Here is a 20,350-nt window from a genome sequence, read left to right on the forward strand (position 1 = left end):
TCTTAGATCCAGTTTCGGGTTTATTCGTCCAGTTTGGGCTGGGGTGAGTCGTCCGGAATTCTGACATGAACCTGAATAATACGACGGCTATCGGCCATTGCCACTTTGAACTGGTAACCATCAATGTCGATGGTCTCTCCACGCGCGGGCAGATGACCGAAGGCCTGCATGACCAACCCGCCAATGGTATCCACTTCTTCATCGCTGAAATGCGTGCCGAAAGCTTCGTTGAAGTCTTCAATCGGCGCCAGCGCACGAATAGTCCAGGTGTGGCGACTGAGCTGACGGAAATCAATATCGTCTTCTTCGTCGTACTCGTCTTCAATTTCACCGACAATCAGTTCAAGGATGTCCTCAATGGTCACCAGACCTGAGACACCGCCAAACTCGTCGATGACGATAGCCATATGATAACGCTGGGAGCGGAACTCTTTCAGCATGCGGTCAACCCGCTTGCTTTCAGGGACGACAACCGCCTGGCGTAACACTTTCTCCATGCTGAAGGCTTCGGCATCGCTACGCATAAACGGCAGCAGATCTTTGGCCATCAGAATCCCTTCAATGTGATCCTTGTCTTCGCTAATTACCGGGAAACGCGAGTGGGCAGACTCGATAATGACATCGAGGCATTCGTCCAGAGTTTGGTTGCGTTTCAGGGTAATCATCTGGGAGCGAGGGATCATGATGTCGCGAACACGTTGGTCCGCAATATCCATTACCCCTTCGAGCATATCGCGCGTATCTTCATCGATAAGGTCGTTTTGCCCGGAATCACGGATCAGCTCCAACAGTTCGTCGCGGTTTTTCGGTTCACCGTGGAAAAGTTGGCTCAGTAACAGGGAAAAAAATCCCTTTTTGCTGTTTAAGGTGTCACTACTGTGTGAATTGTCGTCGCTCATGGCGTCGTATGGGTTCTCATGTTAGTTAATACAAAGCGCGTCATGCGTTTACTCAGCTGTTGACGGCATATCTCTTCATTGTACTTCAAACCAGGTAGGCCTTATCAGGCCTACAAGATGTCGAAATGCTTACTCTTTCTCGGCAATGTACGGATCCTCATAGCCCAGAGCAAGCATAATCTCTGTTTCGAGGGATTCCATCTCTTCCGCTTCATCGTCTTCAATATGGTCGTAGCCGAGTAAATGTAGGCTACCGTGCACCACCATGTGCGCCCAGTGGGCCTCAAGCGGTTTGCCTTGCTCCTGCGCTTCTTTCTCAACCACCTGACGGCAGATGATCAAATCGCCCAGCAGCGGCATCTCGATGCCCGGCGGAGCCTCAAACGGGAAAGAGAGCACGTTGGTGGATTTGTCTTTCCCGCGATAGGTCAGGTTCAGGTCGTGGCTTTCCGCGTCATCGACCAGACGAATGGTCACCTCTGATTCTTCCTGAAACTGCGGGATCACCGCATCCAGCCAGCCCTGAAACTGACTTTCTGTTGGTAAACCGGATTCGTCTTCACATGCCAGCTGTAAATCGAGGATAACCTGACTCATTTTTGTTCCTGCTCCTGAGCTTCGCGCTTGCGTTCTGCAGCCTGCTCGGCTTTGCGTTTCTGTTCTGCTTCTTCCCAGGCTTCATACGCCGTGACGATACGGGCGACCACCGGGTGGCGCACCACGTCTTCGCTATGGAAGAAATTAAAACTAATTTCGTCGACTTCAGCCAGTACTTCAATGGCATGACGCAGACCAGATTTGGTGCTACGCGGCAGGTCAATCTGGGTGATATCACCTGTGATGACCGCTTTAGAGTTAAAGCCGATACGGGTCAGGAACATTTTCATCTGTTCGATGGTAGTGTTCTGGCTTTCATCAAGAATGATGAACGCATCGTTCAACGTACGACCGCGCATGTAGGCCAGGGGCGCAACTTCAATGACGTTACGCTCAATCAGCTTTTCAACCTTTTCAAAGCCAAGCATTTCGAAAAGCGCGTCATACAGCGGTCGTAAATACGGATCGACTTTCTGGCTGAGATCTCCTGGCAGGAATCCCAGTTTTTCGCCCGCTTCCACTGCCGGACGGGTCAGCAGAATGCGACGGATCTCCTGACGCTCAAGCGCATCAACCGCAGCGGCAACCGCGAGATACGTTTTACCCGTACCCGCAGGGCCAACGCCAAATGTAATGTCGTGGTCGAGGATATTCGCAATGTACTGTGCCTGGTTCGGCGTGCGCGGCTTAATTACTCCACGCTTGGTTTTGATGTTCACCGCTTTGCCAAATTCAGGCACGCTGTCTGCGCTTTGCTCAAGCACACGCGCTTCTTTGATCGCCAGATGAATTTGTTCAGGCTCGATGTCCTGCGTCTGACCGCGCATTGGGGCGGTATCGACGTACAGGCTACGTAAAATATCTGCCGCAGCGGTGACGCAAATTGGACGACCGGTCAGTTTAAAGTGGTTATCACGGCGGTTAATTTCGATGCCGAGGCGACGTTCCAGCTGTTTGATGTTGTCATCAAATGGGCCGCAAAGGCTCAACAGGCGGGCGTTGTCTGCGGGTTCAAGGGTTATTTCGCGAGTGTCTATGTTCAAACTGTTCCTCTTATGCATGTCTCGCCGGACGCTGAACATTTACCGGCATCTAAGGAAATTATTCACGCCATGGGGGAAAGGCGCAAGCATTGCAGCAAATATGGGGATGATAGGGCAGATTACAAGGCCCGCTGGAGCAGCGAGCCTGGGAGTGTTGGCCCGATAAGCATAGTGCCATCGGGCCTTGTTTACGTTTTTCAGCAGGATTAAGGCTGATAAATACTGACGCCCAGATCGTTTTCTTTGCGCGTACGCGCAATAACCGACTCAGGGGATTCTGCGATGCGCAGGCCCATTTCGTCCTCGGTACGCACCACTTTACCGCGCAGGGAGTTAGTCCAGACATCGGTAATTTCTACGTCCACGAACTTACCGACCATATCCGGGTTGCCTTCAAAGTTCACCACACGGTTATTTTCGGTACGGCCTGACAGTTCCATGATGCTCTTACGCGATGTGCCTTCAACCAGAATGCGCTGGGTCGTGCCGACCATACGGCGGCTCCAGGCCATAGCTTGCTGGTTGATACGCTCCTGTAGAATGTACAGACGCTGTTTCTTCTCTTCTTCCGGTACGTCGTCAACCATATCGGCGGCAGGGGTGCCAGGACGCGCAGAGAAAATAAAGCTGTAGCTCATGTCAAAATTGACGTCAGCAATCAGCTTCATGGTCTGCTCGAAATCCTGCGTGGTCTCACCCGGGAAGCCAACGATGAAGTCGGAGCTAATCTGGATATCCGGACGCGCAGCGCGCAGTTTGCGGATGATCGCTTTGTATTCCAGCGCGGTATGGGTACGCCCCATCAGGTTCAGTACGCGGTCTGAACCGCTCTGTACCGGCAGATGCAGGAAGCTCACCAGCTCTGGCGTATCGCGATAAACTTCAACGATATCATCGGTGAATTCGATCGGATGGCTGGTGGTGAAGCGGATACGATCAATACCGTCGATCGCTGCGACCAGACGTAACAGATCGGCAAAAGATCCGATCGTGCCGTCGTAGTTCTCACCACGCCAGGCGTTCACGTTTTGCCCCAGCAGGTTCACTTCACGCACGCCTTGGGCTGCAAGCTGGGCGATTTCAAACAGAATATCATCCGCCGGACGGCTGACTTCCTCACCGCGGGTGTAGGGCACCACGCAGTAAGTACAATATTTATTACAACCTTCCATGATGGACACAAACGCGCTTGGACCTTCAGCACGCGGTTCCGGCAGGCGGTCGAACTTTTCGATCTCCGGGAAACTGATATCAACCACCGGGCTACGGGTCGTGCTTCCACGCACTTTGTTGATCATTTCAGGCAGGCGGTGCAGCGTTTGCGGCCCAAAAATAATATCGACGTAATGCGCGCGCTGGCGAATATGATCGCCTTCCTGAGACGCAACACAGCCACCGACCCCAATGATGAGCTTGGGATTTTTCTCTTTTAACAGTTTCCAGCGGCCCAGTTGATGGAACACTTTTTCCTGAGCCTTCTCACGGATTGAGCAGGTATTCAGCAGCAGCACATCCGCTTCTTCCGCCACGTCAGTCAGTTGATACCCATGAGTGGCATCCAGCAGATCGGCCATCTTCGATGAATCGTATTCGTTCATCTGACAGCCCCAGGTTTTAATATGGAGTTTTTTGGTCATCGACTTGCTCTTGCGAAATTGTGGCTGAAATGCAGGGCGCATAGTGTACTGCTTTGGCGCGGTTGTGACCAGTATGACGGATGTCAGCCTCAAGGGGTAAAAAATCCTGTAAACTTACACAATACATGTAACTGGATAATTGACCATGACAAATCAACCAACGGAAATTGCCATTGTCGGCGGGGGGATGGTCGGCGGCGCGCTGGCGCTTGGACTGGCGCAGCATGGATTTACGGTAACGGTCATTGAGCATGCCGTTCCCGCGCCGTTTGTGGCTGACGGACAGCCTGATGTCAGAATTTCTGCCATAAGTTCCGCATCGGTGTCGTTGCTAAAAGGGCTGGGCGTCTGGGATACGGTGCAGGGGATGCGCAGCCATCCTTATCGTCGACTGGAAACGTGGGAGTGGGAAAATGCCCATGTGATGTTTGATGCCGCCGAGCTTAAGCTGCCTCTGTTGGGCTATATGGTGGAAAACACGGTCCTGCAACAGGCGCTCTGGCAGGCTCTGGAAGCTCACCCTAAAGTCACGCTGCGCGTACCGGCGTCCCTGATTTCTTTGCATCAACATAACGATCGACATGAGCTTGAGCTGGCAGGCGGCGAAACCATCAGCGCGAAGCTGGTTATCGGCGCCGATGGTGCCAACTCTCAGGTGCGAAAAATGGCCGGGATTGGTATCCATGCCTGGCAGTACGCGCAGTCCTGTATGTTGATAACCGTGCAATGCGAAAACTCACCGGGAGACAGCACCTGGCAGCAATTTACGCCTGACGGCCCGCGCGCGTTTTTACCGCTGTTTGATAACTGGGCCTCGTTGGTGTGGTACGACTCACCGGCTCGCATCCGCCAATTGCAAGCGCTGAATATGCCGCAATTGCAGACGGAGATTGCTAAACATTTTCCATCGCGACTCGGTAAGGTGATGCCAGTGGCTGCGGGGGCGTTCCCGCTTACGCGTCGTCATGCGCTGCAATATGTGCAACCGGGGCTGGCGCTGGTAGGTGATGCCGCGCATACCATTCATCCGCTGGCGGGGCAGGGCGTCAATCTGGGCTTTCGTGATGTTGATGCGTTGATTGATGTGCTGGTGAACGCGCGCAGCTACGGTGAATCCTGGGCCAGTCAGCCGGTGCTCAAGCGCTATCAGAATCGCCGTATGACTGACAATTTCATCATGCAAAGCGGTATGGATCTGTTCTATGCTGGATTTAGCAATAACCTGCAGCCGCTGCGCATCATGCGTAATCTCGGGCTCATGGCCGCAGAGCGCGCTGGCGTACTGAAACGTCAGGCACTGAAGTATGCGTTAGGGTTGTAGTTCGAGTGGTGCCTGATGGCGCTACGTTTATCAGGCCTACAGCTCATGTAGGCCGGGTAAAGCTTGTCGTCATCCGGCGTCAGAAAAGCAAAAAGCTCGCCGAAGCGAGCTTTTTTAATATGGCTGGGGTACGAGGATTCGAACCTCGGAATGCTGGTATCAGAAACCAGAGCCTTACCGCTTGGCGATACCCCAACGGGTGCACCCACAGAGTGGACGACTTTTTGAAATTGGCTGGGGTACGAGGATTCGAACCTCGGAATGCTGGTATCAGAAACCAGAGCCTTACCGCTTGGCGATACCCCAACAATTTTTTGGATTTACCGAACGAGTCGATACGTCCTTAATATGGTGGCTACGACGGGATTCGAACCTGTGACCCCATCATTATGAGTGATGTGCTCTAACCAGCTGAGCTACGTAGCCAAATACTAACATTTTCTTCGATGGCTGGGGTACCTGGATTCGAACCAGGGAATGCCGGTATCAAAAACCGGTGCCTTACCGCTTGGCGATACCCCAATGACCGTTGCGGTGAACCGCTATATCGAAGAAAAAATGGCTGGGGTACCTGGATTCGAACCAGGGAATGCCGGTATCAAAAACCGGTGCCTTACCGCTTGGCGATACCCCATCCGTGCAACGCTTACGGGTGAATGGTGCGGGAGGCGAGACTTGAACTCGCACACCTTGCGGCGCCAGAACCTAAATCTGGTGCGTCTACCAATTTCGCCACTCCCGCAAAAAAGATGGTGGCTACGACGGGATTCGAACCTGTGACCCCATCATTATGAGTGATGTGCTCTAACCAGCTGAGCTACGTAGCCATCTTTTTTTCGCGTAACCTTATCGGCGTTGCGGGGCGCATTATGCGTATTGAGCCTTGAAGCGTCAACCCCTTTTTCATTGAAAATAGCTGGAATGTGACTGTTTGGTTAGGTTGCGAACAGCATGACGCAATATTCGGCAATTATTAGTTATTAATTGTTTTTTTGCACAGAAAACAAACATAAAAAAAGAGCCCCGCAGGGCTCTTATCTAAGGATTAACTTATTTATAAGCAGACTGGTGTACGCCAACGGCACGGCCAGACGGATCGTTCATGGTTTTAAACGCCTCATCCCATTCGATCGCCTTGGCAGAAGAACAGGCAACCGACGGCCCGCCAGGCACACATTCGGCAGCGCTTGCTACCGGGAACAACTCTTCGAAAATCTCACGGTACAAATACGCTTCTTTTGACGATGGCGTGTTGTACGGGAAACGGAAGCTGGCAGTTTCCAGTTGTTGGTCAGAAACTTGTTCTGCAGCCACCTCTTTCAGGGTGTCAATCCAGCTGTAACCGACACCGTCAGAGAACTGTTCTTTCTGACGCCATGCGACGCTTGCCGGCAGGTAGGACTCAAAACATTCGCGCAGAACGTGTTTTTCCATTTTGCCGTTGCCGCACATTTTGTCCTGCGGGTTGATGCGCATCGCCACATCAAGGAATTTCTTATCCAGGAAGGGCACGCGAGCTTCTACACCCCAGGCCGACATGGCTTTGTTGGCACGGGCGCAGTCGAACATATGCAACGCTTGCAGCTTGCGTACAGTTTCTTCGTGCAGTTCTTTTGCATCTGGCGCTTTGTGGAAATAGAGGTAGCCGCCAAACACCTCGTCCGAACCTTCACCCGACAACACCATTTTAATGCCCATCGCTTTAATTTTACGCGACATTAAGTACATTGGCGTCGAGGCGCGAATCGTCGTGACATCGTAAGTTTCGATGTGGTAAATCACGTCGCGGATCGCATCCAGACCTTCCTGCACGGTGAAGTGGATCTCATGGTGCACGGTCCCCAGATGGTTCGCCACCTCTTGCGCAGCTTTCAGATCCGGAGCGCCTTCCAGGCCGACGGCGAAGGAGTGTAGCTGTGGCCACCAGGCTTCGCTACGTTCCTGATCTTCAACACGGCGTGCCGCGTATTTTTTAGTGATCGCGGAAATGACGGATGAATCCAGACCACCGGACAACAGAACTCCATAAGGAACATCTGACATCAGGTGACTTTTCACCGCATCTTCCAGCGCCTGGCGCAGCTCGTTTTTATCGGTAACGTTGTCTTTGACGGCATCGTATTCAAACCAGTCGCGCTGGTAGTACTGACGAATTTCACCGTCTTTACTCCACAAATAGCTACCGGCCGGGAATTCTTTGATTGTGCGGCAGACAGGAACCAGCGCTTTCATTTCAGACGCAACGTAGAAGTTACCGTGCTCGTCGTAACCCATATACAGCGGGATGATCCCGATATGATCACGACCGATCAGGTAGGCGTCCTGCTCGCTGTCGTACAGGGCAAAAGCGAACATCCCTTGCAGGTCATCGAGGAAAGCGGGTCCTTTTTCCTGATACAGCGCGAGGATAACTTCGCAGTCGGAACCGGTCTGGAACTGGTAGCGATCGCCGTATTCAGCACGCAGTGTCTGGTGGTTATAAATTTCACCGTTAACCGCCAGGATATGTGTCTTCTTCATGTTGTACAGCGGCTGAGCACCGGCATTGACGTCGACGATGGACAGACGTTCGTGCGCCAGAATGGCGTTATCACAGGCGTAAATACCTGACCAGTCCGGGCCGCGGTGGCGCATCAGACGAGACAGTTCCAGGGCTTTTTTACGCAGTTCAACTGCGTCAGTTTTAATATCGAATACGCCAAAAATAGAACACATAACCTTCTCCGTTAACCTGTTGCGTGATGCTTTTTATGTTTGCTTGATAAAGAAAATGCCGCAAAGCTGGAGAGGGCGCAAGCGAATTACGGGTCAGAAAATAAAAAACGCAATAGTCATTGTGGATTGGTGAAAAAAGATTATGTAATGAGCGCTATTATTGATGAATCAACAGTGAAGTGGTGATTTTATTGAATGGATGTATTTTTCAGGCCGGATAACTTACAGATGTTGTTATCCGGCTAAAGAGATTAAATGACGTCTATTTCAGCAACGGATGGGTAAATCCAGCTTGGTCTGAACGGCATGTTGTCAATATCATCAAGCTTGGATACGCCAGACAGTACCAGGATAGTTTCCAGACCCGCCTGAAAACCAGCCAGAATATCGGTACGCAGGTTGTCGCCAACGATAACGGTTTCTTCCGAGTGCGCCTGCATTTTGTTGAGAGCCGCGCGAATAATCCACGGGCTGGGTTTGCCGACATAAAACGGTTTACGACCTGAGATCTTCTCAATACCGGCACAGAGTGCTCCACAGGCGGGATAAAAGCCGCGACCGTGGGTATCCGGGTTAGTGGCGATAAAACGCGCGCCGTTGGCGACAAAATATGCTGCTTTATGCATCATGTCCCAGTTATAGGAACGTGTCTCGCCAACAATCACAAAATCGGGGTTCACGTCGGTAATGGTAAATCCAGCTTTGTACAGTTCGTGAATTAACGCGCCTTCACCCACCACATAGGCCTTTTTTCCTTCCTGGCGACGAAGGAAATCAGCGGTAGCCATCGCGGAAGTATAAAAGACGCTATCAGGGACATTCACACCCGCGGTGGCGAAGCGGTTTGCCAGATCTTGCCCGGTCTGCGAAGGGTAGTTAGTCAGCAGGACTAACGGCAGGCCTTTTTCCAGGATCCCAGTCAGAAATTCTGCCGCACCTGGTACGGCAACATTGTCGTGCATCAGCACGCCGTCGATATCACAAATTACATTCTTAATGGCCATGGACAATCCGACATTAAAAAAAGAAGGCATTACTATACACAAAATACACTACATCATTCGAGTTGCATCAAGGCGGCAAGTCTGCGAACCCCTGGAGCTTACTGAAGTAAGTGACCGGGGTGAGCAGATGCAGCTAACGCAGAGGCAGCTCGAAGGATGACGTGTATTAGTTTTCCAGCAAACGTTGCAGCAGTGTACCGTTGAGCATCGCACGCTTCACCAACGCAAAGGCGCCAATGGCAGAGCGGTGATCCAGCGTGGAACGAACCACCGGTAAATTGTGGCGAAACGCTTTCAACGCCTGCGTGTTGATACAGCTTTCTATTGCAGGCAGCAGCACTTTATCCGCCTCGGTAATTTCGCCCGCAATGACGATTTTTTGTGGGTTAAACAGGTTGATGGCGATGGCGATGGTTTTACCCAGGTGGCGACCAACGTGCTCAATGACTTCTGCTGCCAGGTTATCGCCTTTATTTGCCGCCTTACAGATAGCTTTGATGCTGCAATCATCCAGCGTGAGCCGGCTTGGATAACCCTGTTTCAATAAGTTCTGCACGCGGTGTTCGATAGAGGCATTGGCGGCAATGGTTTCCAGACAGCCGAAGTTACCGCAGTGACAGCGCTCACCCAGCGGCTCTACCTGAATATGACCAATCTCGCCGACGTTGCCATTGCGACCGATGAAAATTCGGCCATTGGAGATGATACCCGCGCCGGTTCCGCGGTGCACTCGCACCAAAATGGAGTCTTCGCAATCCTGGCTTGCTCCGAAATAGTGCTCAGCCAGCGCAAGGCTGCGAATATCATGACCAACAAAGCAGGTGACGTTGAAGCGTTTTTCGAGCGCTTCGACCAGTCCCCAGTTTTCGACCTGAATGTGTGGCATATAGCGGATGACGCCGCTTTCAGGATCGACAAGGCCTGGCAAGATGACAGAAATTGCGATCAGCTCACGGATTTTCCGCTGGCAGTTCTCAATAAAGATGGCAATGGTGTTGAGCAGCGCATATTCCAGCGTTTCCTGGGTGCGCTCCGGGAGAGGGTAATGCTCTTCAGCAACCACTTTACTGCTCATATCATAGAGCGTGAGCGTTGTGTCGTGGCGACCCAGGCGTACGCCGATGGCGTGGAAATTGCGGGTTTCTGTGACGATAGAGATAGCGCGGCGGCCCCCGGTGGAGGCCTGCTGATCGACTTCTTTGATCAGCCCGCGTTCGATCAACTGACGCGTAATTTTGGTTACGCTGGCGGGGGCAAGCTGGCTTTGCTCGGCAATTTGAATTCGCGAGATTGGCCCATGCTGGTCAATCAGGCGATAAACCGCCGCGCTGTTAAGCTGTTTTACGAGATCAACATTACCTATTTGAGCTTGTCCGCCTGGTGTCATTCTTTCTCTTACTCAGTAACGACCTCGTTGCCATTAACGATGGTCTTGATGATTTTAAAGTCGTGCGTGAACGCAGTCAGGTTGGCTACTTTGCCTGGCGCGATGCTGCCGAGTTGTTTGTCGACGCCGATGGCGCGAGCAGGGTAGAGCGTTGCCATGCGTAAGACTTCGTCGAGGGCGATATTTGCATGCTCGACCAGATTGCGTACGCCTTCAATCATGGTTAATGATGAACCGCTCAACGTACCATTCTCATCAACACACAGTCCATTGCGGTAGTATATTGTTTTACCAGCGAAAATGAACTGTTCAATGTTTGCACCTGCTGGCGCGGTTGCGTCAGTGACCAGGCACAGCTTGTCGCCTTTCAGGCGCTTAGCATTACGGATGTTAACGTAGTCAACATGCAGGCCATCGGCGATGATACCGCAGTAGATATCGGCTTCATCCAAAATAGCGCCCGCCAGACCGGGCTCACGGCCGGTAATGTACGGCATCGCGTTGAACAGATGTGTCGCAAAGGTGATGCCTGCGCGGAAGCCAATTTTTGCTTCTTTTACCGTTGCATTGGAGTGACCCGCAGAAACCACGATACCCGCATTCACCAGTTTGGTGATGACCTCTACCGGGACCATTTCTGGTGCCAGTGTGACTTTGGTGATCACATCCGCATTATCGCACAGGAAATCAACCAGTGCAGCGTCCGGCTGACGGACAAATCCCGGATTATGGGTACCTTTTTTCACCAGGTTCAGCCACGGTCCTTCAAGATGAAGTCCTAATGCCTGATTCGGGTGTTTCGCCAGGTATTCACGCATCACGCGAACACCCTGTTTCATCAGGTCATCGCTGGTGGTGATAAGCGTTGGCAGATAGTTGGTGCAGCCAGATTTTTCATTGGCTTTCTGCATGATTTCCAGCGTTTCAACGGTCACGGCTTCTGCCGTATCATTAAACTGCACACCGCCGCAGCCGTTCAGCTGTACATCAATAAAACCGGGGGAAACAATGGCCCCATTCAGTGAGCGCTGTTCAATCCCTGACGGTAATTCAGCCAGTGGGCAAACGCTGTCGATCAGGCCATTGGCGACAACAATCGCATGGTCATCAAGAATTTCGTGACCGGTAAAGATCCGGCCCTGGGTTAAAGCATACATTCCGACCCCCGATTTCAAAAAAATGCCGCCCTGCAACTTATCGACAGGGCGGAGACATCAATTACAGACCTTTAATATTTTCCGCTTCTAACTCGTTGAAGTATTTCAGCGTCTTCACTTTCAGTTCCATGGTGGAAGGCTCATCGCAGACCACAACGGCTTTTGGATGCAACTGCAGGCAGCTGATGGTCCACATGTGGTTAACGTTGCCTTCAACGGCGGCTTGCAGCGCCTGTGCTTTCTGGTGGCCCAGAACCAGGATCATCACTTCTTCAGCATCCAGCAGGGTACCCACGCCAACGGTCAGCGCATATTTAGGCACCTGGCTTACGTCGCCGTCAAAGAAGCGTGAGTTAGCAACACGTGTGTCGTGAGTCAGCGTTTTGATGCGGGTACGGGAAGCCAAAGAGGAAGCTGGTTCGTTGAACGCGATGTGACCATCGTTACCAACACCGCCCATAAACAGGTGGATTTTACCGTAAGAACGGATTTTTTCTTCATACTGACGGCATTCTGCATCAATATCCGGCGCGTTACCATTGAGGAGGTTGATGTTTTCTGCTGGAATATCAACGTGATCAAAGAAATTGCGGTGCATAAAGCTGTGGTAGCTTTCCGGATGCTCTTTCGGCAGGCCAACATATTCGTCCATGTTGAAAGTAACAACATGCTTGAAGCTCACCTGGCCCGCTTTGTGCATTTCAACCAATGCTTTATAAGCTGTCAGCGGAGTACCGCCAGTCGGCAGGCCCAGAACGAACGGACGATCTGCCGTTGGTTTGAACGCGTTAATACGGTTAACGATATGGCGAGCAGCCCATTTGCCGACTTGTTCAGCGGTATTCAGGGGGATCAGTCTCATTCTTCACCTCAAAAGTAAATGTAAGCAATTGGCGGATTGAGTCTCTGTGCAGTAATAAGCGTAACCTGGTTTTGCATCGGTAAGGATCAATCCGTTTCGATTTTTTGAATGATAAAATAAGTTTTCGTAGTTAGCCAGTGAAAGGGAGGGTTAATAACGATATTTGGTGACTGGAATCACAAAAAACACGCGTTTAATTTGCGATACGAATTAATTTTTCACACACTCTGAATGTAGATGAATGGTTAATATCGTTGTTCCAGAATCTTGCTGTCAGGAATGGTCGCACAATAAAAATATGGCTTCAAAGAAGCCTAATCGGGGTCTCGTAGGGGGAATAAAATGAATATTTTAGGTTTTTTCCAGCGGCTGGGTAGGGCGTTACAGCTCCCCATCGCTGTGCTGCCAGTCGCGGCACTGCTGCTGCGATTCGGCCAACCAGATTTACTTAACGTACCCTTCATCGCGCAAGCGGGTGGGGCCATCTTTGATAACCTCGCGTTAATTTTTGCGATCGGTGTTGCTTCCAGCTGGTCAAAAGACAGCGCAGGTGCGGCAGCGCTGGCAGGTGCGGTCGGTTATTTCATATTGACCAAAGCAATGGTTACCATTAACCCTGCAATCAATATGGGCGTGCTGGCTGGTATCATCACCGGTCTGGTCGGCGGTGCCGTGTATAACCGCTGGTCTGGTATCAAACTGCCTGACTTCCTGAGCTTCTTTGGCGGCAAACGCTTTGTGCCGATCGCCACTGGTTTCTTCTGTCTGGTGCTGGCTGCTATCTTCGGTTACGTATGGCCGCCGGTACAGAATGCCATCCATGCGGGTGGTGAGTGGATCGTGGGCGCTGGTGCGCTGGGTTCCGGTATCTTTGGTTTCATCAACCGTCTGCTGATCCCAACCGGTCTGCATCAGGTGCTGAACACCATCGCATGGTTCCAGATTGGCGAATTTACTAACGCTGCAGGTACCGTATTCCACGGTGACATCAACCGCTTCTACGCGGGTGACGGCACTGCGGGTATGTTCATGTCTGGCTTCTTCCCAATCATGATGTTTGGTCTGCCGGGTGCGGCGCTGGCGATGTACTTCGCGGCTCCTAAAGCACGTCGTCCGATGGTTGGCGGTATGCTGCTGTCCGTTGCGATCACCGCGTTCCTGACCGGTGTTACCGAGCCGCTGGAATTCCTGTTCATGTTCCTGGCTCCACTGCTGTACCTCCTGCACGCACTGTTAACGGGTATCAGCCTGTTCGTTGCAACACTGCTGGGGATCCACGCAGGCTTCTCCTTCTCCGCAGGTGCTATCGACTACGTGTTGATGTACAACCTGCCGGCAGCAAGCCAGAACGTCTGGATGCTGGTGGTGATGGGGCTGGTGTTCTTCGTTATCTACTTTGTGCTGTTCAGCGCGGTTATTCGTATGTTTAACCTGAAAACGCCGGGCCGCGAAGATAAAGAAGACGATATCGTTACTGAAGAAGCCAACAGCAACACTGAAGAAGGTTTGGCTCAACTGGCAACCAACTACATTGCAGCGGTTGGCGGTACTGATAACCTGAAAGCGATTGATGCCTGTATCACTCGTCTGCGTCTGACTGTTGCCGACTCCGGTCGCGTAAACGATGCGATGTGTAAGCGTTTAGGTGCATCTGGAGTAGTTAAGCTGAACAAGCAAACTATCCAGGTCATCGTGGGTGCGAAAGCTGAATCCATCGGCGACGAAATGAAGAAAGTTGTCGCGCGTGGCCCGGTGGCAGCAGCATCTGGTGAAAGTGCGCCAGCAGCAGCGGCCCCAGTAGCAAAACCGCAGGCTGTAGCGAATGCAGTCACCGTTGAAGCGCTGGTTTCTCCGATTACTGGTGACGTAGTTGCGCTGGAACAGGTTCCTGATGAAGCCTTCGCCAGTAAAGCTGTAGGCGACGGCGTGGCAGTGAAACCAACGGATAAAATCGTGGTTGCTCCGGCTGCGGGCACCATCGTGAAAATCTTCAACACTAACCATGCGTTCTGCCTGGAAACGGTTAAAGGCGCGGAAATCGTGGTCCATATGGGCATCGACACCGTAGCGCTGGAAGGCAAAGGCTTTAAGCGTCTGGTCGAAGAAGGTGCGGAAGTTACTGCAGGCCAACCGATTCTGGAAATGGATCTGGAGTTCCTGAACGCTAACGCACGTTCCATGATAAGCCCGGTTGTGTGCAGCAACAGCGATGATTTCGGCGCTCTGGTTATTAAAGCCGAAGGTCATGTGGTTGCCGGTCAAACACCACTATATGAGATTAAAGGTAAATAACTGCTCCTGAGTAAAGTGAGTTAAGTGCCTTAAGCGGCGGGGGATATTCCTCCGCCGCTTTTTTTTGCAGCAAATGCCCTCATATATCCTGTTGAAACACCTTTTTTGTGCAACTAATAGTTGTCTCCTGACGTCGCTTATAAGATCATACTCCGTTATACGTTGTTTACGCTTTGAGGAATCCACGATGAGTGAGGCTGAAGCCCGCCCGAGTAACTTTATTCGTCAGATCATCGATGAAGATCTGGCCAGTGGTAAGCACACCACTATCCATACCCGTTTTCCGCCGGAGCCAAATGGCTATCTGCACATTGGCCACGCGAAATCCATTTGTCTGAACTTTGGCATTGCGCAAGATTACCAGGGCCAGTGCAACCTGCGTTTTGATGATACGAACCCGGTTAAAGAAGATATCGAGTACGTTGAGTCGATTAAAAACGACGTTGAATGGTTAGGTTTCCACTGGACTGGCGATATTCGCTACTCTTCGGATTACTTCGATCAGCTTCACGCCTATGCGGTAGAGCTTATTAATAAAGGACTGGCGTACGTTGACGAACTGTCAGCGGACGAAATCCGCGAATACCGCGGCACGCTGACTCAGCCAGGCAAAAACAGCCCGTACCGCGATCGTAGCGTCGAAGAGAACCTGGCGCTGTTCGAAAAAATGCGTGCCGGTGGTTTTGAAGAAGGTAAAGCGTGCCTGCGTGCGAAAATCGACATGGCGTCGCCGTTTATTGTGATGCGCGATCCGGTGCTGTACCGCATTAAGTTCGCCGAACACCACCAGACCGGCAACAAGTGGTGCATCTACCCGATGTACGACTTTACCCACTGCATCAGCGATGCGCTGGAAGGCATTACGCATTCCCTGTGCACGCTTGAGTTCCAGGATAACCGTCGTCTGTACGACTGGGTGCTGGACAACATCACCATTCCGGTTCATCCGCGTCAGTACGAATTCTCGCGCCTGAATCTGGAATATACCGTGATGTCCAAGCGCAAGCTGAACCTGCTGGTGACCGACAAGCACGTTGAAGGCTGGGACGATCCGCGTATGCCGACGATTTCTGGCCTGCGTCGTCGCGGTTACACCGCTGCCGCGATCCGTGAGTTCTGCAAACGCATTGGCGTGACCAAGCAAGACAACACCATTGAGATCGCTTCTCTGGAATCCTGTATCCGCGAAGATCTGAACGAAAACGCCCCGCGCGCGATGGCGGTTATCGATCCGGTTAAACTGGTTATCGAAAACTATCCGCAGGGCGAAAGCGAATTGGTCACCATGCCTAACCATCCGAACAAACCGGAAATGGGCAGCCGTGAAGTGCCATTTAGCGGTGAAATTTGGATCGATCGCGCAGACTTCCGTGAAGAAGCGAACAAGCAGTACAAGCGTCTGGTGATGGGCAAAGAAGTACGCCTGCGTAATGCTTATGTGATCAAAGCCGAACGTGTTGAGAAAGATGCGGAAGGAAATATCACCACCATTTTCTGCACCTACGATGCCGACACCCTGAGCAAAGACCCGGCCGATGGTCGTAAAGTCAAAGGCGTTATTCACTGGGTGAGCGCGTCCCATGCGCTACCGATTGAAATCCGTCTGTACGACCGTCTGTTTAGCGTGCCAAATCCAGGTGCGGCGGAAGACTTCTTGTCTGTTATTAACCCTGAGTCGCTGGTCATTAAGCAGGGTTACGGTGAGCCGTCGCTGCAGGCAGCGGTTGCAGGTAAAGCGTTCCAGTTCGAGCGTGAAGGTTACTTCTGCCTGGACAGCCGTTATGCAACGGCTGAAAAGCTGGTGTTTAACCGTACCGTTGGTCTGCGTGATACGTGGGCTAAAGCGGGCGAATAAGCCGCAACACATCCTCTCTAAACGCCGCTTCATGCGGCGTTTTTTTTCGCAAAAAAACCGTGTAACGAGCTCCATTTGCGGAGCGAATTAATTACATGCTTGTAATAATGGCTTAGCTGAATGTTTTTGCGTTTAAATAACTTACCTCAATGTGAAATGGGCTGAAACCGATTTCATCTCCATGGAAAACAAGCGCTTTCTTCATTTTTCAACGCTTTTTTATCTCCCAATGAAAATGTAACAGAAAGCAATGAAATATGTGCGGTTGCTCATACTATTACATACTCGTTACAGAAAGAGATTGATAATTCGCGTCGCGAAAAATAGTCTATTCATTGTAGTCACTGAGGTTTTCTTAGCGCTACTTTTTTTATTTTTTGTTTTTTCGCTGTCCGCTTTTGTCGGCAGCATTTTATACGTCAAAGAGGATTAACATATGCGTACGTTTAGTGGCAAACGTAGTACGCTGGCGCTGGCTATCGCCGGTATCACAGCAATGTCGGGTTTTGTTGTTGCTCCCCAGGTACACGCCGAAGGATTTATTGATGACTCAACCTTAACCGGCGGCATCTATTACTGGCAGCGTGAGCGTGACCGTAAAGATGTGACCGATCATGACAAATACAAAACCAACCTTTCTCACTCCACCTGGAACGCTAACCTCGACTTCCAGTCCGGTTATGCGGCCGATATGTTTGGTATTGATATCGCAGCATTTACCGCTATTGAAATGAACGAAAGTAGCGAAAGCGGCCATCCAAACGAAATCGCATTCTCTTCCAAAAATAAAGGCTATGACGAGGATTACTCCGGAGATAAGAGCGGGATTAGCCTTTATAAAGCAGCAGCCAAATTTAAATACGGCCCAACCTGGGCGCGCGCCGGTTACATTCAACCAACCGGGCAGACTCTGCTGGCACCGCATTGGAGCTTTATGCCAGGTACCTATCAGGGTGCTGAAGCCGGTGCCAACTTCGACTATGGTGATGCTGGCGCGCTGAGCTTCTCCTATATGTGGGCTAACGAATATAAAGCACCGTGGCATACCGAAGTCGATAAATTCTATCAGGCTGATAAAAAGACCAGCGTTGATTACTTGCACTCAATTGGCGCGAAATATGACTTCAAAAATAACCTCTTGCTGGAAGCGGCATTTGGTCAGTCTGAAGGTTACGTCGATCAGTACTTCGCAAAAGCCAGCTACAAATTCGATTTAGGCGGTAACCCATTTACCACCAGCTACCAGTTCTACGGTGCACGCGACAAGGTTGATGATCGTACCGTGAACGATATTTATGATGGTACTGCCTGGTTGCAGGCGTTGACTTTTGGCTACAAAGTGGCAGAAGTCGTTGACCTTCGTCTGGAAGGGACCTGGGTTAAAGCGGACGGCCAGCAGGGTTACTTCCTGCAGCGTATGACCCCAACCTATGCCTCTTCAAACGGTCGTCTGGATGTCTGGTGGGATAACCGTTCTGACTTCAACGCCAACGGTGAAAAGGCGGTCTTCTTCGGCGCAATGTATGACCTGAAGAACTGGAATCTGCCGGGCTGGGCGGTAGGCGCGTCCTACGTTTACGCATGGGATGCTAAGCCATCAACCTGGCAGCTTAACCCGGATGCGTACTACGACAAAAACCGGACTATCGAAGAATCTTCTTACAGCCTGGATGCGGTCTACACCCTGCAGGATGGTCGTGCGAAGGGCACCATGTTTAAGCTGCACTTCACTCAGTACGACAACCATTCAGACATTCCGAGCTGGGGCGGTGGCTACGGCAACATGTTCCAGGATGAGCGCGACGTGAAGTTCATCGTTATTGCTCCGTTCACCATCTTCTAATGCCAACAGCGGCAGGCCGGGGGCCTGCCGCTTCGTTGAGGAAAGTGCTATGAAAAAACTGATACTCATTGCCGTTATGGCATCAGGGCTGGTGGCGTGTGCGCAATCTCCTGCGCCGAAAGAGGACAGCCGTCTGAAAGAAGCCTACAGCGCGTGTATTAATACCGCTCAAGGATCGCCGGAAAAAATAGAAGCCTGCCAAAGCGTGTTGAATGTACTGAAGAAAGAAAAACAGCACCAGCAGTTTGCCAATGAAGAAAGCGTACGTGTGCTGGATTATCAGCAGTGTATCCAGGCCACGCGCACGGGTAACGGTCAGTCCGTTAATGCTGATTGTGACAAGGTCTGGCAGGAAATTCGCAGCAAGAATGCCGCACAGTAATTCAAAAAATGAAAAAGACAACGGGCGGAGAATTTTCCGCCCGTTTGCATTTCAGAGCTTATTTTCCACTGGTTGATAACCCCGACTCAGCCGGACAAACAGCATTGCCGTGGCGGCGAGTCCGCAAAGTGCCGCGCACATCAGCCACCATCCCGGTGAGCTTTTATCTCCGGTTAGCTGAACCAGTGCCGTGGATATGACGGGTGTCAGACCGCCAAAAATCGCCGTAGCCAGACTGAAGGCCAGTGAAAAACCCACCGTACGGACATAGACAGGCATCACCTCGGTGAGTGCCGCGACCATTGCCCCATTGTACATACCAAAAAAGAACGAGAACCAAAGCAGGACCAACGTCATGCGCATAAAATCTGGCGCGGCGGTGAGCCAGTGCATGACCGGCCAGGTGGTGATCAGAGCGAGTACGGTAATCCCCATCAACACCGGGCGGCGACCAATTCGGTCAGAAATCGCTCCGCCAATCGGCAGCCAGATAAAGTTAGAAATACCGACCAGCATGGTGACAACCAGGCTGTCGCGAGCGCTCAGATGGAGTACAGCCCTGCCATAGGTCGGGGTATAGACGGTAATAAAGTAAAACGTCGTTGTGGTCATCGCCACCAGCAGCGTACCCGCTGAGATCAGACGCCAGTTTTTGATGATAGTGGTGAAAATTTCCCTGGTGTCGGGACGGTGTGTACGTTGTAAAAATGCGTCCGTTTCCTGAAGCGAGCGGCGCAGGACGAAGATCAACGGAATAATCATACAACCAATAAAGAACGGAATGCGCCAGCCCCATTCAGAGATTTCATCGTGCCCCAGCGTGGCATTCAGGCCGTAGCCAATCAGCGCTGCCACCACAATGGCAACCTGTTGGCTGGCGGACTGCCAGCTGGTGTAGAAACCTTTATTGCCAGGCGTGGCGATTTCAGAAAGATAAACCGAAACGCCGCCCAACTCTACGCCCGCAGAGAAGCCCTGCAATAATCGACCGACTAATACCAGCACAGGAGCCAGCAGGCCAATACTTTGATAACCGGGAACCAGGGCAATCAGCAGGGTCCCACAGCCCATGATCGCCAGCGTCACCATCAGTCCTTTGCGGCGACCAATTCTGTCGATATAAGCACCCAGCACGATTGCGCCAACGGGCCGCATTAAAAAACCCGAACCGAAAACCGCAAAGGTCAACATGAGCCCGGCAAACTCACTCTCCGCGGGGAAGAAAGTCTTTGCGATATAGGTGGCGTAAAACCCGAACAGAAAAAAGTCGAACTGTTCGAGAAAATTACCGCTGGTTACCCGCAGTATTGCGCCGAAAGTTCCGGTGCGCGATGGTTGTTGTGTCATTGGGTTTGC

The 20,350-nt window shown here is 51.6% G+C and carries 15 protein-coding genes and 7 tRNA genes; 5 read left to right on the forward strand and 17 right to left on the reverse strand.

What is annotated here, in order from left to right; all coding sequences use genetic code 11:
- Window positions 1-20: 20 nt before the first annotated feature.
- The 4 genes from corC to miaB all read right to left on the reverse strand — a co-directional run bounded on the left by corC (window position 21) and on the right by miaB (window position 4,176).
- Entirely contained in the window at window positions 21-899 is an 879-nt protein-coding gene (gene corC, locus OGX89_RS19185) for a CNNM family magnesium/cobalt transport protein CorC (protein WP_003022770.1), read from the reverse strand.
- Window positions 900-1,028: 129 nt separating this feature from the next.
- Entirely contained in the window at window positions 1,029-1,496 is a 468-nt protein-coding gene (gene ybeY / locus OGX89_RS19190) for an rRNA maturation RNase YbeY (RefSeq protein ID WP_003831323.1), read from the reverse strand.
- Entirely contained in the window at window positions 1,493-2,539 is a 1,047-nt protein-coding gene (locus OGX89_RS19195) for a PhoH family protein (RefSeq protein ID WP_003022776.1), read from the reverse strand. Before OGX89_RS19195 ends, ybeY begins: the two co-directional genes overlap by 4 nt.
- A gap of 206 nt (window positions 2,540-2,745) precedes the next feature.
- A complete protein-coding gene (miaB, locus tag OGX89_RS19200) occupies window positions 2,746-4,176 on the reverse strand; it encodes a tRNA (N6-isopentenyl adenosine(37)-C2)-methylthiotransferase MiaB (RefSeq protein ID WP_126955852.1) in 1,431 nt (476 codons plus the stop codon).
- 145 nt (window positions 4,177-4,321) lie between these two features.
- On the opposite strand from miaB, the gene ubiF reads away from it, so the two are divergent.
- Window positions 4,322-5,497 carry a 3-demethoxyubiquinol 3-hydroxylase gene (gene ubiF / locus OGX89_RS19205; RefSeq protein ID WP_003831329.1) on the forward strand — a complete coding sequence of 392 codons (1,176 nt, stop codon included), beginning with the start codon at window positions 4,322-4,324 and terminating at the stop codon, window positions 5,495-5,497.
- Window positions 5,498-5,617: 120 nt separating this feature from the next.
- On the opposite strand, the gene OGX89_RS19210 is transcribed toward ubiF, so the two are convergent.
- The 12 genes from OGX89_RS19210 to nagB all read right to left on the reverse strand — a co-directional run bounded on the left by OGX89_RS19210 (window position 5,618) and on the right by nagB (window position 12,622).
- Window positions 5,618-5,692, reverse strand: a tRNA-Gln gene (locus OGX89_RS19210).
- A gap of 36 nt (window positions 5,693-5,728) precedes the next feature.
- Window positions 5,729-5,803 (reverse strand) — tRNA-Gln (locus tag OGX89_RS19215).
- A 43-nt stretch (window positions 5,804-5,846) separates the two neighbouring features.
- Window positions 5,847-5,923: transfer RNA gene (locus OGX89_RS19220), tRNA-Met, on the reverse strand.
- A gap of 21 nt (window positions 5,924-5,944) precedes the next feature.
- Window positions 5,945-6,019, reverse strand: a tRNA-Gln gene (locus OGX89_RS19225).
- Window positions 6,020-6,056: 37 nt separating this feature from the next.
- Window positions 6,057-6,131: transfer RNA gene (locus OGX89_RS19230), tRNA-Gln, on the reverse strand.
- Window positions 6,132-6,154: 23 nt separating this feature from the next.
- Window positions 6,155-6,239 (reverse strand) — tRNA-Leu (locus OGX89_RS19235).
- Between the two features lie 8 nt (window positions 6,240-6,247).
- Window positions 6,248-6,324, reverse strand: a tRNA-Met gene (locus OGX89_RS19240).
- 223 nt (window positions 6,325-6,547) lie between these two features.
- The gene (asnB, locus tag OGX89_RS19245; RefSeq protein ID WP_003831332.1) at window positions 6,548-8,212 is read right to left on the reverse strand and encodes an asparagine synthase B; all 1,665 of its coding nucleotides are present in this window, start codon (window positions 8,210-8,212) and stop codon (window positions 6,548-6,550) included.
- 251 nt (window positions 8,213-8,463) lie between these two features.
- On the reverse strand, window positions 8,464-9,216 hold the full coding sequence (gene nagD / locus OGX89_RS19250; protein WP_003022792.1) for a ribonucleotide monophosphatase NagD: 753 nt from the start codon (window positions 9,214-9,216) through the stop codon (window positions 8,464-8,466).
- A gap of 166 nt (window positions 9,217-9,382) precedes the next feature.
- Complete coding sequence (gene nagC, locus OGX89_RS19255) at window positions 9,383-10,603, reverse strand: DNA-binding transcriptional regulator NagC (protein ID WP_126955851.1); 1,221 nt, start codon at window positions 10,601-10,603, stop codon at window positions 9,383-9,385.
- 8 nt (window positions 10,604-10,611) lie between these two features.
- A complete protein-coding gene (gene nagA / locus OGX89_RS19260; protein WP_003831339.1) occupies window positions 10,612-11,760 on the reverse strand; it encodes an N-acetylglucosamine-6-phosphate deacetylase in 1,149 nt (382 codons plus the stop codon).
- Between the two features lie 61 nt (window positions 11,761-11,821).
- The gene (nagB, locus tag OGX89_RS19265) at window positions 11,822-12,622 is read right to left on the reverse strand and encodes a glucosamine-6-phosphate deaminase (protein WP_003022803.1); all 801 of its coding nucleotides are present in this window, start codon (window positions 12,620-12,622) and stop codon (window positions 11,822-11,824) included.
- A 342-nt stretch (window positions 12,623-12,964) separates the two neighbouring features.
- Here nagB and nagE point away from each other — a divergent pair, with 342 nt between their 5' ends.
- From nagE to OGX89_RS19285, 4 genes are all read left to right on the forward strand, one after another.
- Window positions 12,965-14,914: a PTS N-acetyl glucosamine transporter subunit IIABC gene (nagE, locus tag OGX89_RS19270; RefSeq protein ID WP_003831342.1), complete on the forward strand. Its 1,950-nt coding sequence runs from the start codon at window positions 12,965-12,967 to the stop codon at window positions 14,912-14,914.
- 187 nt (window positions 14,915-15,101) lie between these two features.
- On the forward strand, window positions 15,102-16,769 hold the full coding sequence (glnS, locus tag OGX89_RS19275; protein ID WP_063940704.1) for a glutamine--tRNA ligase: 1,668 nt from the start codon (window positions 15,102-15,104) through the stop codon (window positions 16,767-16,769).
- Between the two features lie 436 nt (window positions 16,770-17,205).
- Window positions 17,206-18,612 carry a chitoporin ChiP gene (gene chiP, locus OGX89_RS19280; RefSeq protein WP_003831346.1) on the forward strand — a complete coding sequence of 469 codons (1,407 nt, stop codon included), beginning with the start codon at window positions 17,206-17,208 and terminating at the stop codon, window positions 18,610-18,612.
- A 49-nt stretch (window positions 18,613-18,661) separates the two neighbouring features.
- Entirely contained in the window at window positions 18,662-18,994 is a 333-nt protein-coding gene (locus OGX89_RS19285; RefSeq protein ID WP_063940703.1) for a ChiQ/YbfN family lipoprotein, read from the forward strand.
- Window positions 18,995-19,045: 51 nt separating this feature from the next.
- On the opposite strand, the gene OGX89_RS19290 is transcribed toward OGX89_RS19285, so the two are convergent.
- Window positions 19,046-20,341 carry an MFS transporter gene (locus OGX89_RS19290; protein ID WP_126318831.1) on the reverse strand — a complete coding sequence of 432 codons (1,296 nt, stop codon included), beginning with the start codon at window positions 20,339-20,341 and terminating at the stop codon, window positions 19,046-19,048.
- Window positions 20,342-20,350 lie beyond the last annotated feature (9 nt).

Source organism: Citrobacter sp. Cpo103, from assembly GCF_030332605.1.
In the GTDB taxonomy this organism is placed as follows: Bacteria; Pseudomonadota; Gammaproteobacteria; order Enterobacterales; family Enterobacteriaceae; genus Citrobacter; species Citrobacter portucalensis.

Coding starts and splice junctions, on each gene's coding strand:
- corC (WP_003022770.1), bottom strand. CDS start 899: ATGAGCGACGACAATTCACACAGTAGTGACACCTTAAACAGCAAAAAG.
- ybeY (WP_003831323.1), bottom strand. CDS start 1,496: ATGAGTCAGGTTATCCTCGATTTACAGCTGGCATGTGAAGACGAATCC.
- miaB (WP_126955852.1), bottom strand. CDS start 4,176: ATGACCAAAAAACTCCATATTAAAACCTGGGGCTGTCAGATGAACGAA.
- ubiF (WP_003831329.1), top strand. CDS start 4,322: ATGACAAATCAACCAACGGAAATTGCCATTGTCGGCGGGGGGATGGTC.
- asnB (WP_003831332.1), bottom strand. CDS start 8,212: ATGTGTTCTATTTTTGGCGTATTCGATATTAAAACTGACGCAGTTGAA.
- nagD (WP_003022792.1), bottom strand. CDS start 9,216: ATGGCCATTAAGAATGTAATTTGTGATATCGACGGCGTGCTGATGCAC.
- nagC (WP_126955851.1), bottom strand. CDS start 10,603: ATGACACCAGGCGGACAAGCTCAAATAGGTAATGTTGATCTCGTAAAA.
- nagA (WP_003831339.1), bottom strand. CDS start 11,760: ATGTATGCTTTAACCCAGGGCCGGATCTTTACCGGTCACGAAATTCTT.
- nagB (WP_003022803.1), bottom strand. CDS start 12,622: ATGAGACTGATCCCCCTGAATACCGCTGAACAAGTCGGCAAATGGGCT.
- nagE (WP_003831342.1), top strand. CDS start 12,965: ATGAATATTTTAGGTTTTTTCCAGCGGCTGGGTAGGGCGTTACAGCTC.
- glnS (WP_063940704.1), top strand. CDS start 15,102: ATGAGTGAGGCTGAAGCCCGCCCGAGTAACTTTATTCGTCAGATCATC.
- chiP (WP_003831346.1), top strand. CDS start 17,206: ATGCGTACGTTTAGTGGCAAACGTAGTACGCTGGCGCTGGCTATCGCC.
- OGX89_RS19285 (WP_063940703.1), top strand. CDS start 18,662: ATGAAAAAACTGATACTCATTGCCGTTATGGCATCAGGGCTGGTGGCG.
- OGX89_RS19290 (WP_126318831.1), bottom strand. CDS start 20,341: ATGACACAACAACCATCGCGCACCGGAACTTTCGGCGCAATACTGCGG.